Raw genomic sequence first — 16,345 nt, 5'->3', positions numbered from 1 at the left:
GCCCCCGACGAGCCGCACAGCGGCCTCAGGCCATCGGGTCGTCGTCCTTGTAGGGGCGCAGCCGCAGCGTCCTGGCGTCCGTCCCGCGGATCTCGTCCGCGCGGCGCACGAGCTCCGCCAGGTCGTCCCGCCCGGCGTGGATGAAGCGCCCGTGCAGCGCGTCGAACCGGCCCCGGGCCGCGTCGACGGTGACCGCGACCATGTACGGGATCGAGCCCCAGGCCTTCATGTCCCGAAACATCGGCATCCCGGCGGTCATGTCCGTGGCCACCGCGCCGGGGCTGATGTCGAGCACGACGACGCCGTGCTCGGCGAGGGAGTCCGCCATGTTGTCGGAGAGCTGCAGCAGCGCGCCCTTGGACGTGGCGTACGCGGTGTAGTGGCCGTCCGGGCGCAGCGCGAAGCCGGAGTTGAGGTTGACGACGCGGCCGCGGCGGCGCTCGACCATGCCGGGCAGCACGCAGCGCAGCAGGTTGTAGGGGCCGCGCAGGTTGGTCTCGACGACCTGCCACCACTGGTTGGGGTCGGTCTCCCAGATCGGGACCTCGGCGCGGTCCACCTGCCCGGCGTTGTTGACCAGCAGGTCGACCGGGCCGAGGTCGCGCTCCACGAGCCGGACGGCCTCGCGCACCGAGCCGGGGCGGGTCACGTCGGCCGTCACGGCGACGCCGCGCGAGCCGTGCCGCACGCACTCCTTGAGCGTGTCGGTGAGCGTCCCGTGGGTGCGGCCGACCAGGCCGACGGCCATGCCCTCGGCGGCCAGCCCGATGGCGATCTCGCGGCCGATCCCGCGGCCGGCTCCGGTGACCAGGGCGACCTGCCCCGTGAGCGATCCCGTCGGCACTGCGCGCTCCCTCGTCCGTCCCCGGCCCCCGTCTGCGGCATTCTGTCGGCCGCCGGGCGGTCGCGGGTCCGGGCGCACGGGCGGGCGGAGCGCCGTCACCCGTTCGGGTGTGCGGTGTCGGGCGCGGCACGGGGCCGGGGAGGGGGTGACCTACTGGCCGGTAGGGAGTAGTAACGTCGTCGGGACGGTGCACCGGTGCACCCTTTCCGGCACACCGGCCCGTAGTCCAGCAGCACCGCTGGGCCGACCAGCGCCACGCTGGGCCACCTGTCGCTGGGCGACCCCCAGCACCACCGAAGGGCAACTGAGTGAGTGACATCGCGCGCGTCGGAGTGATCGGCTGCGGACTGATGGGGTCGGGCATCGCGGAGGTCTTCGCCCGGGCCGGGCTGGACGTCCTGGTGTCGGAGGCCAGCGGGGAGGCCCTGGAGTTCGGCCGCACCCGGCTGACCAACTCCCTGGACACGGCGGTCAAGCGCGGCAAGCTGTCCCCCGAGCAGCGGGACGAGGCCCTGGCCCGGCTGTCCTTCACCACCGACCTGTCCGACTTCGCCGACCGCGACCTCGTCGTCGAGGCGGTCGCCGAGCGCGAGGACGTCAAGGTCCAGATCTTCCAGACGCTGGACCAGGTGGTCGAGCGCCGCGACGCGATCCTCGCCTCCAACACCTCGTCGATCCCGATCGTCAAGCTGGCCGCCGCCACCTCGCGGCCCGAGCAGGTCATCGGCCTGCACTTCTTCAACCCGGCGCCGGTGCAGAAGCTGGTCGAGGTCATCCCGACCCTGACCACCTCGGGCGCCACCACCGAGCGGGTCGAGGCCTTCGCCACCGAGGTGCTCGGCAAGGAGCCGATCCGCGCCCGTGACCGGGCCGGCTTCGTCGTCAACGCCCTGCTGGTGCCCTACCTGCTGTCGGCGGTGCGGATGTTCGAGTCGGGCGTGGCCACCGCCTCCGACATCGACAAGGGCATGGAGGCCGGCTGCGCCCACCCGATGGGCCCGCTGCGGCTGTGCGACCTGATCGGCCTGGACACCATCGTGTCGATCGCCGAGTCGATGTACGACGAGTACAAGGAGCCGCTGTACGCCGCTCCCCCGCTGCTGTCCCGTATGGTCGACGCCGGTCTGCTGGGCCGCAAGTCCGGCCGCGGGTTCTACGACTACACCGCGAGCGTCTGAGCCGCTGCACCACAGCGCGGCAACAGGGCGCAGCAAGAAGGCCTGGCAAGAAGGTCTGACAAGAAGGTCTGACAAGAAGTCGCGCGCCCGCACCGGAATGCCGGTGCGGGCGCGCCCCTTCGTGTCGGTCTCCGCTACTGGACCCCGGCCGCGGCGCAGGCCGCCGCGAACTGCTGGGTGCAGATGTCGGCCGCCTTGTAGAGGCCGCCGCCGACCACCGTGGCCTGGACCTTCGCCTTGGTCACCACGATCGGGGTGAGCAGCAGCGAGGGGATCTGGAGCCCGTTGCTGGAGGTCAGCGTGGTCGCGGTCGTGGTGATGTCCATGCCCTCGGCGAGCTGGACGGCGATGCTGCCGGCCGCGTCCGTCTCCGGCTTGTACGGCTTGTAGATGGTGTACGCCTGCTCGCCGGTGAGCACCCGGCGCACCGCGTCGATGGACGCGTCCTGGCCGCCCACGGGGACGTTCTTGATGCCCGCGGCCTTCAGGGCGTCGATGACGGCGCCGGCCATGCCGTCGTTCCCGGCGTAGACGGCCTGGATGCCGTCCTTCCCGAGGCTCTGGATGGCCTCGTTGATCTTCGCCGTGGCGACGTCGGTCTTCCACTCGCCGGACTGCTCGTAGGCGATCTTCTTGACCTTGCCGTCCATCGCCCGGTGCGCGCCCGCCTTGAACTGCGCGGCGTTGGGGTCGGACTCGGCGCCGTCGATCATCACGACGTTGGCCGAGGAGGCCTTCGGGCCGAGCGCGTCGAGCAGGGACTGGCCTTGGAGCTCGCCGGTGCGCTCGTTGTCGAAGGACACGTACGCGGCGACCTTGCCCTGGGCCAGGCGGTCGTAGGAGACGACCTTGATGCCCTTGGCGTTGGCGGCGTCGACCCACGGCCCGGTGACCTTGGCGTCGACCGGGTCGAGCAGGATGACCTTCACGCCCTTGGCGACCAGGTCGTCGAACTGCTTCTTCTGGGCGGCCGCGTCGCCGCCCGCGTTGGCGTAGTCCAGGGTGCACTGCCCGCAGAGGCCGGTCACCGTCTGCTGGATCAGCGGCTTGTCGAACGCGTCGTAGCGCGTGGAGGAGGTGTTGTCCGGCAGGAGGAGACCGATCGCCTCGCCGCTTCCGCCGGAGGCCGGTTTCTGCACCGCGCCCGTCTGCCCGCAGGCCGCGAGGGTGAGGGCGAGCGACACGGCGGCCGTGCCCGTGGCCGCGAGACGCATGGCTCTGTTCATGTTCGGTGGTGCCTCCTGTACTGCGCCGCGAACGGTGCGGCAGGGGAGGGAGTCAAGCCCCACCGGGCGAATGCGTCAATAAGGGGAGGGGGGTTCGTTATCCGCATGCTCGATTCGTTATGGGATGAACAGGACTTTCACACTTTCGAAGATCGAATTCGGAGCGGATATTGATAATTCAGAGGACTTATTAATGGCGGACGAGACGCGGCCGGGGCCCGGTGGGCCGGGGGAATCCACCCCCGGCCCACCGGGGGCTCAGCTCGCGATCGAGTAGCTGTCGCCGTAGACCTTCCACCGCAGCGGCGGGTTGAGGTCGAAGTTCCCAGCGTTGAGGAAGACCATCTGCTCGGTGTCGACCCTGCTGGTGTCGGAGTGGGCCTCCTCCTTCTTCATGACCACCTTGCGGGCCTCCAGGAAGGCCCTGACGTAGGTCGCCTCGTCACCGCCCTGGGCGGGGGTCCTGGCCTTCTTCATGGCCGCGGCGCGAATGCCGCCGAAGCTGTCCGGGTCGGTTCCGGGGCCGTGCATGACGATGGCGTCGTAGTAGGCGAACTGGCCGAGCGCGCGCAGCCCGTCCGCCTTGGCCTGGCCGACGGCGGGGTTGAAGTACACCCGGTCGCGCTCGTCGTTCTGGGCCTGCTGGAAGACCGGGTCCTTGGCGGCGGCGGCCCAGTCCTTGACGAACGGGGTGCCGAGACCGGCGTGCGAGGCGCTGCCGTTGACCCTCTTCAGCGCGGGGAGGTACTTGGCGAGGACGTTGCCGGGCTTGAGCGCGGTGTAGTGCTGGACGAGGTCGAGCATGTCGCCCGTGCCGGAGCAGAACCCGATGATGCCCGCGGTGTAGCCGCGCCCGTCGCCGATGTCCTCGATGTACTTGTACTGGGCCTTCCAGTCCAGCGAGGAGTTCTCGGCACTCGACACCAGCTGCATCGCGATGTCCTTCTTGTGCGGGTCGTCGAGTCCGACTCCCTTGAGCTGGACGGCCGCCGCCGGTGCGGCACCGGCGGCACCGGCGGCGACGACTGTGGCGGGTACGGCCACCAGGGCGGCGGCGAGGGCTATGCCGAGGGCACGGCGGGACTGAGGACGCATGTGCACGCTCCGTTTCCCGTGAGGGTTAGGAAACTTTCCTAACGAGAAATTAGTGCCCAACCGCCCCGCTCCCGCAAGGGTTTTGACACACCCTCCTCAACTTCTCCGTCAGACGGCCCGGCGGCGCACCCACCACACCGCCGCCGCGCAGGCCGCGATCCCCAGGGCCAGCATCCAGCCGGCCTCGATGAACTGGAACGGCCAGAAGCGGTTCGCCGGCTGGTACACCTGGTGCACGGTGTAGCCGCCGTCGTGCACCAGCTTCTGGAGCCGGGCGAAGTCCCCTTGGCTGTAGAACTCGTCGTTGGAGATCCGGTTCCCGGCCGGGTCCGAGAACCAGACCTCGCCCAGCCAGCGCCCGTCCAGCGCCATCGCCCGCATCGTGTGCACCGGCTCCTCCAGCGGCTGCTGGTAGTGGAAGCGGAACGCCCCGGCGACGAAGGGGAGCGCGACCGAGGCGGCCAGACCGACGCCCACCGCGACCACCGTGCGCCGCAGGACCGCGCCGGCCAGCACGGCCACCCCGAACGACACGACCACGCGACCGATCATCACCGGCCACGTCTGGACGAAGATGTCCGGGCTGAAGCCCCCGTCCTTGAGGGTCAGCGGTGCGCTCCACCACCGCAGCAGCACCCCGAACAGCGCCGCCACCAGCACCAGCACGCCGCCCACCAGGGTCACCGTGCCCGCCGTCCACCGGGAGCGTCCCGCGCCCTGGGTCCACGCGAAGCGGACCGTGCCGTGCTCGAACTCCCGGGCCAGCAGGGGCCCGCCGACGAAGGCGCCGAACGCGCCGCCGAGCACGTGGACCACCGGCTCGATGGTCAGCAGCGAGGCGCCGTACCCGTGCAGGAAGGTCTTGTACCGGGCCAGACAGGCGTCGGCGGCCGGATCGCACGAGGTGGCGCCGCTGCGCTCCAGGCCGTCGTGGACGTACCAGCCGTGCAGCAGCAGTGCGAGGGCGAGCGCCGCCATCACCGCGAGCAGGGTCAGCACGGTCGTCCGGTGGCGCAGCCCGGCCGCCCGCAGGACGGCGGACCGGGGCGGAGCGAGGGTGGTGGCACTCACGGCAGCAGCGCTTTCTCGTTCGGGCGGACGGCCCCGCGCGGGCCGGGGAGGGCGGAGGCGGTCGGCTCGCGCAGGTAGGCGATCACCAACTCCTCCAGGCCGACGCGCTGTTGGCGCCAGCCGTCGGAGACCGCGGCGTCCAGGCCGCCGGTGCGGACCAGCAGGTGGGACTGGACGCCGGCCCGGCGGTCACGGACCACCGGCAGCCGCTCGGCGACGGCGTCCGCCTCGGCGGTCGGGCCGGTGAGCATCCGGTGGCCGGCCAGCAGGTCGTCCACCTCCCCCGCCACCTGGACCTGGCCGCCGCCGAGCACCACCAGGTAGTCGCAGCTCTGCTCCAGCTCGTTGACGGCGTGCGAGGAGAAGACCACCGAGAGGCCGTCCTCGGCCACGGCGGTCAGCAGCACAGCCATGAAGTCGTGCCGGGCGAGCGGGTCGAGCGCGGCCAACGGCTCGTCCAGGAGCAGGAGTTCGGGCCGCTTGGCGAGCGCCAGGGCGAGCGAGACCTGGGCCTGCTGGCCGCCGGAGAGGCGCCCGTACTTGCGGTCCAGGGGGATGCCGAGGCCTTCCAGGTGGGTGCGCGCCCGGTCGGCGTCCCAGCGGCGGTTGAGGTGGCGGCCCATCGCGAGCAGGTCACGTACCCGCAGGCCCGGGTAGAGCGCGGCGTTCTGGGCCACGAAGCCGATCCGGTCCAATGCCTCCGGAGACCCGGGGAGTTGACCGCCGAGGACGGTCACCGCGCCCGCGCTGGGCAGGGTCAGGCCGGCGGCCAGGCTGAGCAGCGTGGTCTTGCCGGCGCCGTTCGGACCGACCAGGGCCACGACGTGCCCGGCCGGGACGGCGAGGTGGCAGTCCCGCAGCGCCCAGGAGCGGCGGTAGCGCTTGCCGATCCCGCCGCAGTCGATCACGGTGTCCGCGGCCATCACGCCACCACCCCGTCGCGTCCCTCGCGCAGGTCGCGCAGCGCGTCCTCGAACACCGCGACCATCCCCCCTTCGTCCAGCCCGGCGGCCCGCGCCGAGCACATCCAGTCCAGCAACCCCCGCCGCAGCGCGGCCCGTTCGCGCAGCGGCACCACTCCGGCGGGCAGTCCGCGCACGAAGGTGCCCTGGCCGCGCCGGCCGACCGCGAGGCCTCGGTGTTCCAGCTCCCGGTAGGCCTTGAGCACGGTGTTGGGGTTGATCGCCAGCCCGGCGACCACCTCGCGCACCCGGGGCAACCGGTCCCCCTCCGTCAACCAGCCCATCCGCAAGGCCTGTTCGACCTGCTGCACGAGTTGCAGGTAGGTCGGGACGCCGGAGGCCGGGTCCAGGCGGAACTCGATGGGCGAGGGCTGATCCCCAGCTTTATCTACTTCCATAGGTAAAGAGATAAAGGATGGCGTGACGAATCGTCAAGCTCGCCGAGCCCATCGAGCCGGACAACGCGAGAGGGCCCCACCCCGCCTCGCGGCAGTGTGGGGCCCTCTCGGGTGCTACGGGATCAGGCCCCGCGCAGCACCGCTCCCGTACGGGTGACGGCCTCGGCGACCGCGGCCTCGCGGGCGGCGGTGGCCTCGTCGGCGGTCAGGGTGCGGTCGGCGGCGCGGAAGCGCAGCGCGTAGGCCAGCGACTTCTTGCCCTCGCCGACCTGCTCGCCGGTGAAGACGTCGAACAGCCGGATGGCCTCCAGCAGTTCGCCCGCGCCCGAGCGCAGCGCGGCCTCCACGTCGGCGGCCGGGACGGCCGTGTCGACGATCAGCGCGACGTCCTGGGTGGCCACCGGGAAGCCGGAGACGGCCGGGCCGTTGACCTTCTCGGCGCCGTCGGCGGTGAGCAGGTCGATGTCGATCTCCATCGCCGCCGTGCGGGCCGGCAGGCCGAGCGCCTTGACGACGCGCGGGTGCAGCTCCCCGGCGTGGCCGACGACGCGGTCGGTTCCCGCGACGACGAGCTCGGCGCAGCGGCCGGGGTGCCAGGGGGCCAGCTGGCCCTGGCGCACGGTCAGCTCGACGCCGGCCGCGCGGGCCACCGTGCGGGCCGCCTCGACGGCGTCCGCCCACGAGGCCTGGGCGCCGGCGCCCCACCAGCCGGAGGGCATCCGCTCGCCGGCGAGGGCGACGGCGACCCGGCGCGGCTGGTCCGGCAGCGCGGCGTCCAGCGCGGCCAGTTCCTCGTCGCTCGGGCGCCGGTCGACGGCCGGGCGCGGGGCCACGGTCAGCTCGTCCTTCGGCAGGAACACGGTGCCGGTCTCGAAGATCGCCAGGTCGGTGTTGCCCCGGCCGATGTTGCGGCGCAGCGCCCCGAGCAGGCCCGGCAGCAGCGTGGTGCGCAGCGCCGGCTCCTCGTCGTTGAGCGGGTTGACCAGCTTGACGGTCCGGCGGCGGCGGTCGTCCGCCTCCAGGCCGAGCGCCTCGAAGGCGGGCTCGCCGAGGAACGGGTAGTTGTTGACCTCGACGTAGCCGGCCCCGGCCAGCGCGACGCCGATCCGGCGGTGGACGCGCTGGGCCTCGGTCAGGCCCTTGCCCGGCGGCACGTTGGGCATCCGGGCGGGAACGTTGTCGTAGCCCTCCAGCCGGATGACCTCCTCCGCGAGGTCGTACGGGTCGGTGAGGTCGGGGCGCCAGGTCGGCGGGGTGACCTCCAGGACGTCCGCGCCCGCGACCGAGCAGCCGATCTCCTGCAGGCGCCGGGTGACGGTCTCGCGGCCGTACGCGGTGCCGGCGACGCGGTCGGGCAGGTCCGCGGCGATGGTGATGGTGCGCACCGGGTGCGGCGCCGCGATGTCGGTGACCCCGGCCTCGGCGGTGCCGCCGGCGATCAGGACCAGCAGGTCGACGGCGCGCTGCGCGGCGGCGCGGGCGGCCTCCGGGTCGACGCCGCGCTCGAAGCGCTTGGACGCCTCCGAGGGCAGCTTGTGCCGCTTGGCGGAGCGGGCGATGGCGACCGGGTCGAAGTGCGCGGCCTCGATGATCACCTCGGTGGTGCCCGGACCGGCGGCCGGGTCGAGGATCTCGGTGGAGGCGCCGCCCATGACGCCGGCCAGGCCGATCGGGCCGCTGTTGTCGCAGATCAGCAGGTCCTCGGCGGCGAGCTCCCGCTTGACGCCGTCCAGGGTGGTGAGGGTCTCGCCCTCCGCCGCCCGGCGGACCGTGATCGGGCCGTCCACGCGCTGCTTGTCGTAGGCGTGCAGCGGCTGGCCGACCTCCAGCATCACGTAGTTGGTGATGTCGACGGTCAGCGAGATCGGGCGGATGCCGGCCTTCTGGAGCCGGCGCTGCAGCCAGATCGGGGACTTGGCGTTCGGGTCCACGCCGACGACCGTGCGGGCCACGAAGCGGTCGCAGCCGGCCGGGTCGTTGACCTTGACCAGGTAGCCGAAGGAGTTCGCCGGCGGCACGTCGAGCAGCGCCGGGTCGGCCAGCGGCAGCCCGTACGCGGCGGCGGCCTCGCGGGCCACCCCGCGCATGGACAGGCAGTAGCCGCGGTCCGGGGTGACGGCGATGTCGAGCACCTCGTCGACGAGCTGGAGCAGCTCGATCGCGTCGGTGCCGGGCTCGTACTCCGGCGGGAGCACGAGGATGCCGCCGTGGTCGTCGCCCATGCCGAGCTCGCGGGTGGAACAGATCATGCCGGCCGAGGTGTGGCCGTAGGTCTGGCGGGCCGCGATCGGGAACGGGCCGGGCAGCACGGCGCCCGGGAGCACGACGACGACCTTGTCGCCGACCGCGAAGTTGGTCGCGCCGCAGACGATCTCCTGCGGCTCGCCGGTGCCGTTGGCGTCGCCGACGTTGACGAAGCAGTGCCGGATCGGCTTCTTGAAGCCGGACAGCTCCTCGATGGAGAGCACCTCGCCGACCACCAGCGGACCCTTGAGGTCGCCGCCGAGCTGCTCGACGGTCTCGACCTCCAGGCCGGCCCGGACCAGGCGCTCGGCGACGTCGCGACCGGTCTCGCCGGCCGGCAGGTCGACGTACTCGCGCAGCCAGGAAAGCGGGACGCGCATCAGATCTCCATCCCGAACGGGAGGGTGAAGCGCACGTCACCCTCGACCATGTCGCGCATGTCGGCGACGTTGTGACGATTCATCAGGATCCGCTCCAGGCCCAGGCCGAAGGCGAACCCGCTGTAGCGGTTCGGGTCGACGCCGCAGGCCACCAGCACGCGCGGGTTGACCACGCCGCAGCCGCCGAGCTCGATCCAGCCCTCGGAGGAGCAGGTGCGGCACGGGCGGTCCGGGTTGCCGACGCTCTCGCCGCGGCACACGAAGCACTGCAGGTCGATCTCGGCGCTCGGCTCGGTGAACGGGAAGTACGAGGGGCGCCAGCGCAGTTCGAGGCCGGTGCCGATCAGCTTCTCGACCAGCACCTCGATGGTGCCCTTGAGGTCGGCGAAGGTGATGCCCTCGTCCACCGCGAGGCCCTCGACCTGGCGGAAGACCGGGGTGTGGGTGGCGTCCAGCTCGTCCGTGCGGTACACGCGACCCGGGCACACGACGTAGACGGGGGGCTCGCGGTCGAGCATCGTGCGGGCCTGGACCGGGGAGGTCTGGGTGCGCAGCACCACGCCGGAGTCGGCGGAGCCGTCCGGAGCCTGGACGAAGAAGGTGTCCTGCATCGAGCGGGCCGGGTGGTCCGGGCCCAGGTTGAGGGCGTCGAAGTTGAGCCACTCGGCCTCGACCTCGGGGCCCTCGGCGACCTGGTAGCCCATCGCGACGAAGGTGTCCTCGATGCGCTCGGCCAGCGTGGTCAGCGGGTGGCGGGCGCCACGCGGAGTGCGGTCGTAGGGCAGCGTGACGTCCACCGCCTCCTCGACCAGCACGCGGGCGTCGCGCTCCGCCTCCAGCTCGGCCTGCCGCTTGGCGAGGGCCTGGTTGACCGCGCCGCGGGCCTGGCCGATCAGCTTGCCGGCGGCGGCCTTGGCGTGCGGGGGCAGGGCGCCGATCTCGCGGTTGGCGAGGGAGAGCGCGGAGCGGTCGCCGGTGTGGGCGACCTTGGCCTGCTTCAGCTCGTCGAGCGTGGTGGCGGCGGCGAAGGCGGCGACGGCCTCGTCCCGCGCCTGCTCCACCACCTCGGGCTTGAGGGCCTCGACCTCGACCGGGTCGTACGACTTGTTGGGTGCCGACATCTCTATCTTTCCCGTGCTCCTGCTCGTCCGTGCTCAGGTAAGGGTGGCTCGCCTCTGCGCTACGCCCGGTGTGGCCGGGGCACGGGCAGCCGCTTCTCCGCACGACGGGAAGGAGGGGTGTCCGCGGCACGGCCGCGCAGGGCGTCCCACAACGCCAAAGGTCGAGTGTAGTCGCAGCGCGTAGCGCGGCTGCCGTCAAGCCCGTCCGGACCCGGCCACAGCATGCTCTGCTGGTCGTCCATGCTCCTTCAGAGCATGAAGTCGGGCACCCCGGCGGGCAGGATAAATCGGAACCGGGCGCCACCGCCGGGCGCGCGGTCGACGCGGATCGAGCCGCCGTGGGCCTCCACGATGCCCTTGACGATGTAGAGGCCGAGCCCGGTGCCGCCGCGCTTGGAGCCGCGCCAGAAGCGGGTGAAGACGCGCGGCATCGACTCCTCGGGGATGCCGCTGCCTTCGTCGCTCACGGTGACCGCTGTGCCTTCCACGATGCGGGGCGGGGTGCCGGAGCGCTCCCAGACGGGCGCCTCGACGACCTCCTTGGCCGGTGCCACCTCGATCGTGACAGTTCCCTCGCCGTGCCGCACCGCATTTTCCAGCAGGTTGGCGAGCACCTGGTCGACCTTGTCCGGGTCCGCCCACAGCACGGTCAGCGGCTCGGTGATCCGGACGTCGAAGCGCTCCTCGGGGATGCCGGTGGCGACCTTGCGCTCGACGTGCCGGCGCACCGCCCCGGCCACGTCGACGACCTGCTTGCGCAGCTCCAGCCGGCCCGCGTCGATCCGCGAGATGTCCAGCAGCTCGGCGATCAGCCGGGTGACCCGGTCCGCGTCCGCGTCGACGGTTTCCAGCATCAGCCGCTTCTGCCCGTCGGTGAACCGCTCCCACTTGGCCAGCAGCGTCGCCGTGAAGCCCTTGACGCTGGTCAGCGGCGAGCGCAGCTCGTGCGCGACGGTGGCGATCAGCTCGGCGTGGCTGCGCTCGGTGCGCCGCCGGTCCTCGGTGCCCCGCAGGGCGATCACCAGGCGCTCCAGGGGCCCCAGCGGCGCGGCCCGCACGTAGCGGGCGGAGACCAGCACCTCCCGGCCGCCGGGCAGCAGCAGGTTGCGCTCGGGCTGGCCGGTGCGGATCGCGAGGCCGCCGTACGGGTCGGTCAGCTGCCACCAGCGGCGCCCGTCCAGGTCCTCCAGCGGGAGGACGTCGTCCAGGGCGCTGCCGAGCGCGGCCTCCGGGGGCACGCCGGTGATCCGGGCCGCGGCCCGGTTGAAGCGGACCACCCGGCCGAGCGCGTCGGCGACCACCAGGCCGTCCGGTAGGTCGTCCGGGTCGAGCTCGGGCCCGTTGCCGACCATGGGTGTCCTCCCCGATTACCCACCGTGCCGTTCCCCCCACCGAGGCAGACCCTAGCGCCTCCATGCCCCCGGTAGTAGGGCCTGGCGGGTGGATCGTGCGGGTGCCGTCAGCCGTTCGAGCGACAGCCGCCGGGCCCGCGTTGCGCCCGGGCCGAGGCGTAGAGGCAGACGGCCGCGGCGGTGGCCAGGTTGAGGCTCTCGGCGTGTCCGTGGATCGGGACGCGCACGACCTCGTCGGTGAGCGCGCGGGTCTCCTCCGGAAGCCCCCACGCCTCGTTGCCGAACACCCATGCGCCGGGTGCGCCCAGGGTGCCCTCGTCGAGCTCCTGGTCGAGGTCCCGCTCCCCCGCGCCGTCGGCGGCCAGCACCCGGATCCCGGCCGCGCGCAGCTGCCCGACCGCCTCCTCGACCGGCACGCCCACGGCGACCGGCAGGTGGAACAGGCTGCCGACGGAGGCCCGGACGGCCTTCGGGTTGTACAGGTCCACCGAGGCGTCGGTGAGCACCACGGCGTCCGCGCCGGCCGCGTCGGCGGTGCGCAGCACGGTGCCGGCGTTCCCGGGGTCGCGCACGTGGGCGAGGATCGCGACGAGCTTCGGGCGGGCCGCCAGGACGTCGGCGAACGGGGTGTCGATGAAGCGGCACAGCGCGACGATGCCCTGGGGGGTCACCGTGTCGCAGATCTCCGCGATCACCTCGTCGGTCGCGGTCAGCACCGCCAGCCCCTCGTCCAGGGCGGACCGCACGATCTCCGCGTGCCGCTCGGCGGCCTCGGGGGTGGCGTAGACCTCGACCACCGCGTGCTCGCCCGAACCCGGCAGCCGGCCGTACGCCACGGCCTCCCGGACGGCCTGCGGGCCCTCGGCCAGGAAGCGGCGCTCCTTGGTGCGCTGGTTCCGCTTGGCGAGCCGGCGGGCGGCGACGACGCGCGGCGAGCGCAGGGAGGTCAGCAGGGGGGTGTCGGTGCTCGGCATGGTCTCGTTCTCTGGGGCTCTGTGACGGGGACGCTGAGGGACGGGGCGCTGAGGGAGGGGCGCTGAGGGAGGGGCGCTGAAGGACGGAGCTCCGGGGGACGCGGGCGCCGCGGAACGGGGAAAACGCAGAACCGGACCCGCAGGCGAGCCTGCGGGTCCGGTCGGAGCTCAACCGATCCAGGAGGATCAGGCGGCGTCGGCGGCGGCCTTCGGGGCGTTCACGTCGGCCGGCAGCGCCTTCTGGGCGACCTCGACCAGGGAGGCGAACGCACCCGGGTCGTTGACGGCCAGGTCGGCCAGCATCTTGCGGTCGATCTCGACGCTGGCGGCCTTCAGGCCCTGCACGAAGCGGTTGTAGGTGATGCCGTTGGCACGGGCCGCAGCGTTGATGCGCTGGATCCACAGCTGACGGAAGTCGCCCTTGCGCTTCTTGCGGTCGTTGAAGTTGTAGACCAGCGAGTGGGTGACCTGCTCCTTGGCCTTGCGGTACAGGCGCGAGCGCTGGCCACGGTAGCCGCTGGCGCGCTCCAGGATGACCCGGCGCTTCTTGTGGGCGTTGACTGCCCGCTTGACGCGTGCCACTTGATTACTCCTTGGGTTGGACCACGGACTACTTCACGCGGTCCGTCATTCGAATGGGTCGGGAAGGATCAGCTGCCCCGCACACGGCTCGCGCCGGGCGGGAGGGCGATCACTTGCCGAGAAGCTTCTTGATCTTCTTGGCGTCAGCGGGGGCCATCTCGACGGTCCCGGCCAGCTTGCGGGTCAGCGTCGAGGGCTTGTGCTCCAGGAGGTGGCGGCGGCCGGCGCGCTCGCGCAGCACCTTGCCAGAGCCACTGATCTTGAAGCGCTTGCTGGCGCCACTGTGCGTCTTCTGCTTCGGCATTTCGCCGTATCTCCTCGTCAGTCCCGTCCACGCCCGCGCGGTGTGCGCCACGCGGGCGTGAACTGGATGGATCTGCGGTGACCGGGCGGGGCGCCCCGTCACCATGGGGGCCGGTCTCCCGGGCGCCCTGGCCGTGAAGGCTCAGGCGTCCTGGGAGGCCTCGGCCGGCTGCTCGACCTCGGCGCCGTCCTCGACGTCGGCCTCGACGGCCTCCGCCTCGGCAGCGGCGTTCTCGGCCTCGAGCGCGGCGTCCTCGTCCACGGCGTCCTCGTCCGCGGCGGCGGCGTCGGAACCGGAGGTCCGGCCCAGCCGCTCGGCCTTGCGGGCGTCCGCGAGGGCGCGGGCCTCGGCCATCGCCTCGGTCTTCTTCTTGTGCGGACCAAGAACCATGATCATGTTCCGGCCGTCCTGCTTCGGCGAGGACTCGACGAAGCCCAGGTCCTGGACGTCGTCGGCGAGCCGCTGCAGCAGGCGGAAGCCCAGCTCGGGGCGGGACTGCTCACGACCGCGGAACATGATCGTGATCTTGACCTTGTCGCCCTGCTTGAGGAACCGAACGACGTGACCCTTCTTGGTGTCATAGTCGTGCGGGTCGATCTTCGGCCGGAGCTTCATCTCCTTGATGACCGTGTGCGCCTGGTTCTTGCGCGCCTCACGGGCCTTCATGGCCGACTCGTACTTGAACTTGCCGTAGTCCATGAGCTTGCACACCGGCGGCCGGGCGGTCGCCGCGACCTCGACCAGGTCGAGGTCGTACTCCTGCGCGAGCTCCAGCGCCTTGGCAAGCGGCACGATGCCGACCTGCTCGCCGCTGGGACCGACGAGTCGCACCTCCGGGACGCGAATCCGGTCGTTGATGCGGGGCTCGGTGCTGATGGGGCCTCCTAGGTTGCACCTTCTGCGATGCGGCCGTCGGACGGCGGTCGCACGTAGTGGACTCGACCACTGGGCGGGGCTTCATTCGTGCTGCGCTGCCCGGCACCTGCTCGGCACCGTCGCACCCGCGACACGAAAAAAGCCCCGCTCGGTACAAGCGGGGCTCCACGCATTCCGGGGGCGGCACCCGGTGAGGGGCGCTGCGGCGACTCGGCGCCGTGGCGCCCGTCGCGGACCGGGACCCGTCGACCGCGAGGCCGATCAGGTGGGAGACTTTCGCGGTTGCCCTCTCGGGCCTCCACGAGTGGAGCCTCCACTTGCTGGCCAGGTGCCCATGCGGGATCCCGGCCGGTCAGTCTCGAAGCATACAGCGCCGGAGGATCGAACGCCATTCCGCCCCGGCGCGGCCCAGTGTTTCCGCGTTTTTCCGCGTTTTTCCGCGCGCGCACCGCACTTTTCGGCGCCTTCCGGAGCCCTTGTACGCTCCAGGTGTACACGGACACCGGCACGACGGAACGAGCCCCCCTTGAGCAGCGAGCCCACCCAGAACCCCGGCGCGGACGACGACGCGATCGGCTTCGACGACCTGACCCGGGACATCGCCGAGGTCCCCGCCGTCGAGGTGATCACCACCGTCGCCGTGCACCTGATGAGCGCGGCCGCCGTCAAGTGCGGCCTCGCCGAGGGCGGCGACAAGGACAAGGACCTCGACGAGGCCCGCAAGCTGATCACCGCGCTCGCCGGGCTGGTCACCGCGGGCGCCCCGGAGATCAGCAACTTCCACGCCGCCCCGCTGCGCGACGGCCTGCGCTCGCTCCAGCTGGCCTTCCGCGAGGCCTCCATCGTGCCGGACGCGCCGGGCGCCGGTCCGGGCGAGAAGTTCACGGGGCCGGTCTACTCCTGACCCCGTGATCGATGAGGGGCACCTACCAACGTCGGTAGGTGCCCCTCGATCGTTTCAGCGCCGGTACAGCGGCTCGCCCGGCAGCTGCGCGCTCGCCGGCAGCACCGCCAGGTCCAGGCCGCGGTCGAGCCGGACGCGCAGCACCGGGTCCGCCGCCACCGCGCGGCCGACCTGCTGGGCCGCCGCCTGCACGCCCGCCTGGTCCAGCTCCGGGTCGAACACCACCGCGAGCACCCCGTCCGAGCCCTCGCCCGGCCCCAGCAGCCCGGACACCACCTGTGGCTGGTCCGCCAGCAGCGCCCGCACCGCCTCACGCACCTCGGGGTCGCGCAGCGGCGGCAGGTACGGCCGGTTCTCGGCGAGCGCGCGCAGGCGGGCGCCGGTCAGCTGGTACGGCACCGGGCCGGCCGGGTCGATCAGCAGGGTGTCGGCCTTCTCGGAGTACGCGACCATCGCCGCCTGCGGGGCCGCCACCGGCGCCGGGCGGGCGTCGGCGCGCCAGCGGGCGAGCGTCTCCAACGAGGTGAAGGCCGGCAGCGCGCGGCGCCCGTCCGGGGCCTCCAGCACCGGCACCGCCATGTCGCTGGTCTTGTCGTGCTTGTGCCCGTGCTCGTCCACCTCGACCTCGCCGAGCAGGGCGACGATCGGGACCATCAGCCGGGTCGGGGTGAGCGCCGTCAGCACCTCGGGCTCGGCCGAGCGGTCCTGCGACCAGCGGGCGAGCGCCGCGGTCAGCGCCGCGTCCGCCGTGCCGTCGTCGTCGCCGAAGCCGGGGTTCGGGATGCTCTTGCCGACGAACGCCGGGTTGGAGAAGTCTTTGCGGTCCACCCGGCC

At 72.3% G+C, this 16,345-nt stretch carries 16 protein-coding genes; 2 read left to right on the top strand and 14 right to left on the bottom strand.

Features of this window, described 5'->3' with window-relative positions; translation table 11 throughout:
* Positions 1-25 precede the first annotated feature (25 nt).
* The gene (locus tag PUR71_RS21520; protein ID WP_329928702.1) at positions 26-844 is read right to left on the bottom strand and encodes an SDR family NAD(P)-dependent oxidoreductase; all 819 of its coding nucleotides are present in this window, start codon (positions 842-844) and stop codon (positions 26-28) included.
* Between the two features lie 308 nt (positions 845-1,152).
* Here PUR71_RS21520 and PUR71_RS21515 point away from each other — a divergent pair, with 308 nt between their 5' ends.
* Positions 1,153-2,022, top strand: a complete 870-nt coding sequence (locus PUR71_RS21515) for a 3-hydroxybutyryl-CoA dehydrogenase (RefSeq protein ID WP_329928701.1) — start codon at positions 1,153-1,155, stop codon at positions 2,020-2,022.
* Positions 2,023-2,156: 134 nt separating this feature from the next.
* Here PUR71_RS21515 and PUR71_RS21510 read toward each other — a convergent pair whose 3' ends face one another.
* The 12 genes from PUR71_RS21510 to infC all read right to left on the bottom strand — a co-directional run bounded on the left by PUR71_RS21510 (position 2,157) and on the right by infC (position 14,607).
* The gene (locus tag PUR71_RS21510) at positions 2,157-3,248 is read right to left on the bottom strand and encodes a sugar ABC transporter substrate-binding protein (RefSeq protein WP_329928700.1); all 1,092 of its coding nucleotides are present in this window, start codon (positions 3,246-3,248) and stop codon (positions 2,157-2,159) included.
* A 258-nt stretch (positions 3,249-3,506) separates the two neighbouring features.
* Positions 3,507-4,343, bottom strand: a complete 837-nt coding sequence (locus tag PUR71_RS21505) for a chitosanase (RefSeq protein ID WP_329928699.1) — start codon at positions 4,341-4,343, stop codon at positions 3,507-3,509.
* Positions 4,344-4,451: 108 nt separating this feature from the next.
* A complete protein-coding gene (locus PUR71_RS21500; RefSeq protein WP_329928698.1) occupies positions 4,452-5,414 on the bottom strand; it encodes a hypothetical protein in 963 nt (320 codons plus the stop codon).
* Positions 5,411-6,337: an ABC transporter ATP-binding protein gene (locus tag PUR71_RS21495; RefSeq protein WP_329928697.1), complete on the bottom strand. Its 927-nt coding sequence runs from the start codon at positions 6,335-6,337 to the stop codon at positions 5,411-5,413. The genes PUR71_RS21500 and PUR71_RS21495 overlap by 4 nt, the downstream gene beginning before the upstream one ends.
* Positions 6,337-6,774, bottom strand: a complete 438-nt coding sequence (locus PUR71_RS21490; protein ID WP_329928696.1) for a GntR family transcriptional regulator — start codon at positions 6,772-6,774, stop codon at positions 6,337-6,339. Before PUR71_RS21490 ends, PUR71_RS21495 begins: the two co-directional genes overlap by 1 nt.
* A gap of 122 nt (positions 6,775-6,896) precedes the next feature.
* Positions 6,897-9,398, bottom strand: a complete 2,502-nt coding sequence (gene pheT, locus PUR71_RS21485) for a phenylalanine--tRNA ligase subunit beta (protein WP_329928695.1) — start codon at positions 9,396-9,398, stop codon at positions 6,897-6,899.
* Positions 9,398-10,519, bottom strand: coding sequence for a phenylalanine--tRNA ligase subunit alpha (gene pheS / locus PUR71_RS21480; RefSeq protein ID WP_329928694.1), 1,122 nt, complete (start codon positions 10,517-10,519; stop codon positions 9,398-9,400). The genes pheT and pheS overlap by 1 nt, the downstream gene beginning before the upstream one ends.
* 248 nt (positions 10,520-10,767) lie before the next feature.
* Positions 10,768-11,871, bottom strand: a complete 1,104-nt coding sequence (locus tag PUR71_RS21475) for a sensor histidine kinase (RefSeq protein WP_329928693.1) — start codon at positions 11,869-11,871, stop codon at positions 10,768-10,770.
* A 107-nt stretch (positions 11,872-11,978) separates the two neighbouring features.
* Positions 11,979-12,845, bottom strand: coding sequence for a TrmH family RNA methyltransferase (locus tag PUR71_RS21470; RefSeq protein WP_329928692.1), 867 nt, complete (start codon positions 12,843-12,845; stop codon positions 11,979-11,981).
* A 186-nt stretch (positions 12,846-13,031) separates the two neighbouring features.
* Positions 13,032-13,427 carry a 50S ribosomal protein L20 gene (rplT, locus tag PUR71_RS21465; protein WP_030055649.1) on the bottom strand — a complete coding sequence of 132 codons (396 nt, stop codon included), beginning with the start codon at positions 13,425-13,427 and terminating at the stop codon, positions 13,032-13,034.
* 109 nt (positions 13,428-13,536) lie between these two features.
* Positions 13,537-13,731: a 50S ribosomal protein L35 gene (gene rpmI / locus PUR71_RS21460; protein WP_030286227.1), complete on the bottom strand. Its 195-nt coding sequence runs from the start codon at positions 13,729-13,731 to the stop codon at positions 13,537-13,539.
* 141 nt (positions 13,732-13,872) lie between these two features.
* A complete protein-coding gene (gene infC / locus PUR71_RS21455; RefSeq protein ID WP_329928738.1) occupies positions 13,873-14,607 on the bottom strand; it encodes a translation initiation factor IF-3 in 735 nt (244 codons plus the stop codon).
* A 526-nt stretch (positions 14,608-15,133) separates the two neighbouring features.
* On the opposite strand from infC, the gene PUR71_RS21450 reads away from it, so the two are divergent.
* The gene (locus PUR71_RS21450; protein ID WP_329928691.1) at positions 15,134-15,511 is read left to right on the top strand and encodes a DUF1844 domain-containing protein; all 378 of its coding nucleotides are present in this window, start codon (positions 15,134-15,136) and stop codon (positions 15,509-15,511) included.
* 54 nt (positions 15,512-15,565) lie between these two features.
* On the opposite strand, the gene PUR71_RS21445 is transcribed toward PUR71_RS21450, so the two are convergent.
* The gene (locus tag PUR71_RS21445; RefSeq protein WP_329928690.1) at positions 15,566-16,339 is read right to left on the bottom strand and encodes an SseB family protein; all 774 of its coding nucleotides are present in this window, start codon (positions 16,337-16,339) and stop codon (positions 15,566-15,568) included.
* Positions 16,340-16,345 lie beyond the last annotated feature (6 nt).

Origin of the sequence: Streptomyces sp. SP17BM10, assembly GCF_036322405.1 — a bacterium.
Lineage (GTDB): Bacteria > Actinomycetota > Actinomycetes > Streptomycetales > Streptomycetaceae > Kitasatospora.
The sequence above is the reverse complement of the archived record's forward strand: the minus strand, read 5'-3'. Positions and strand labels throughout refer to the sequence as shown.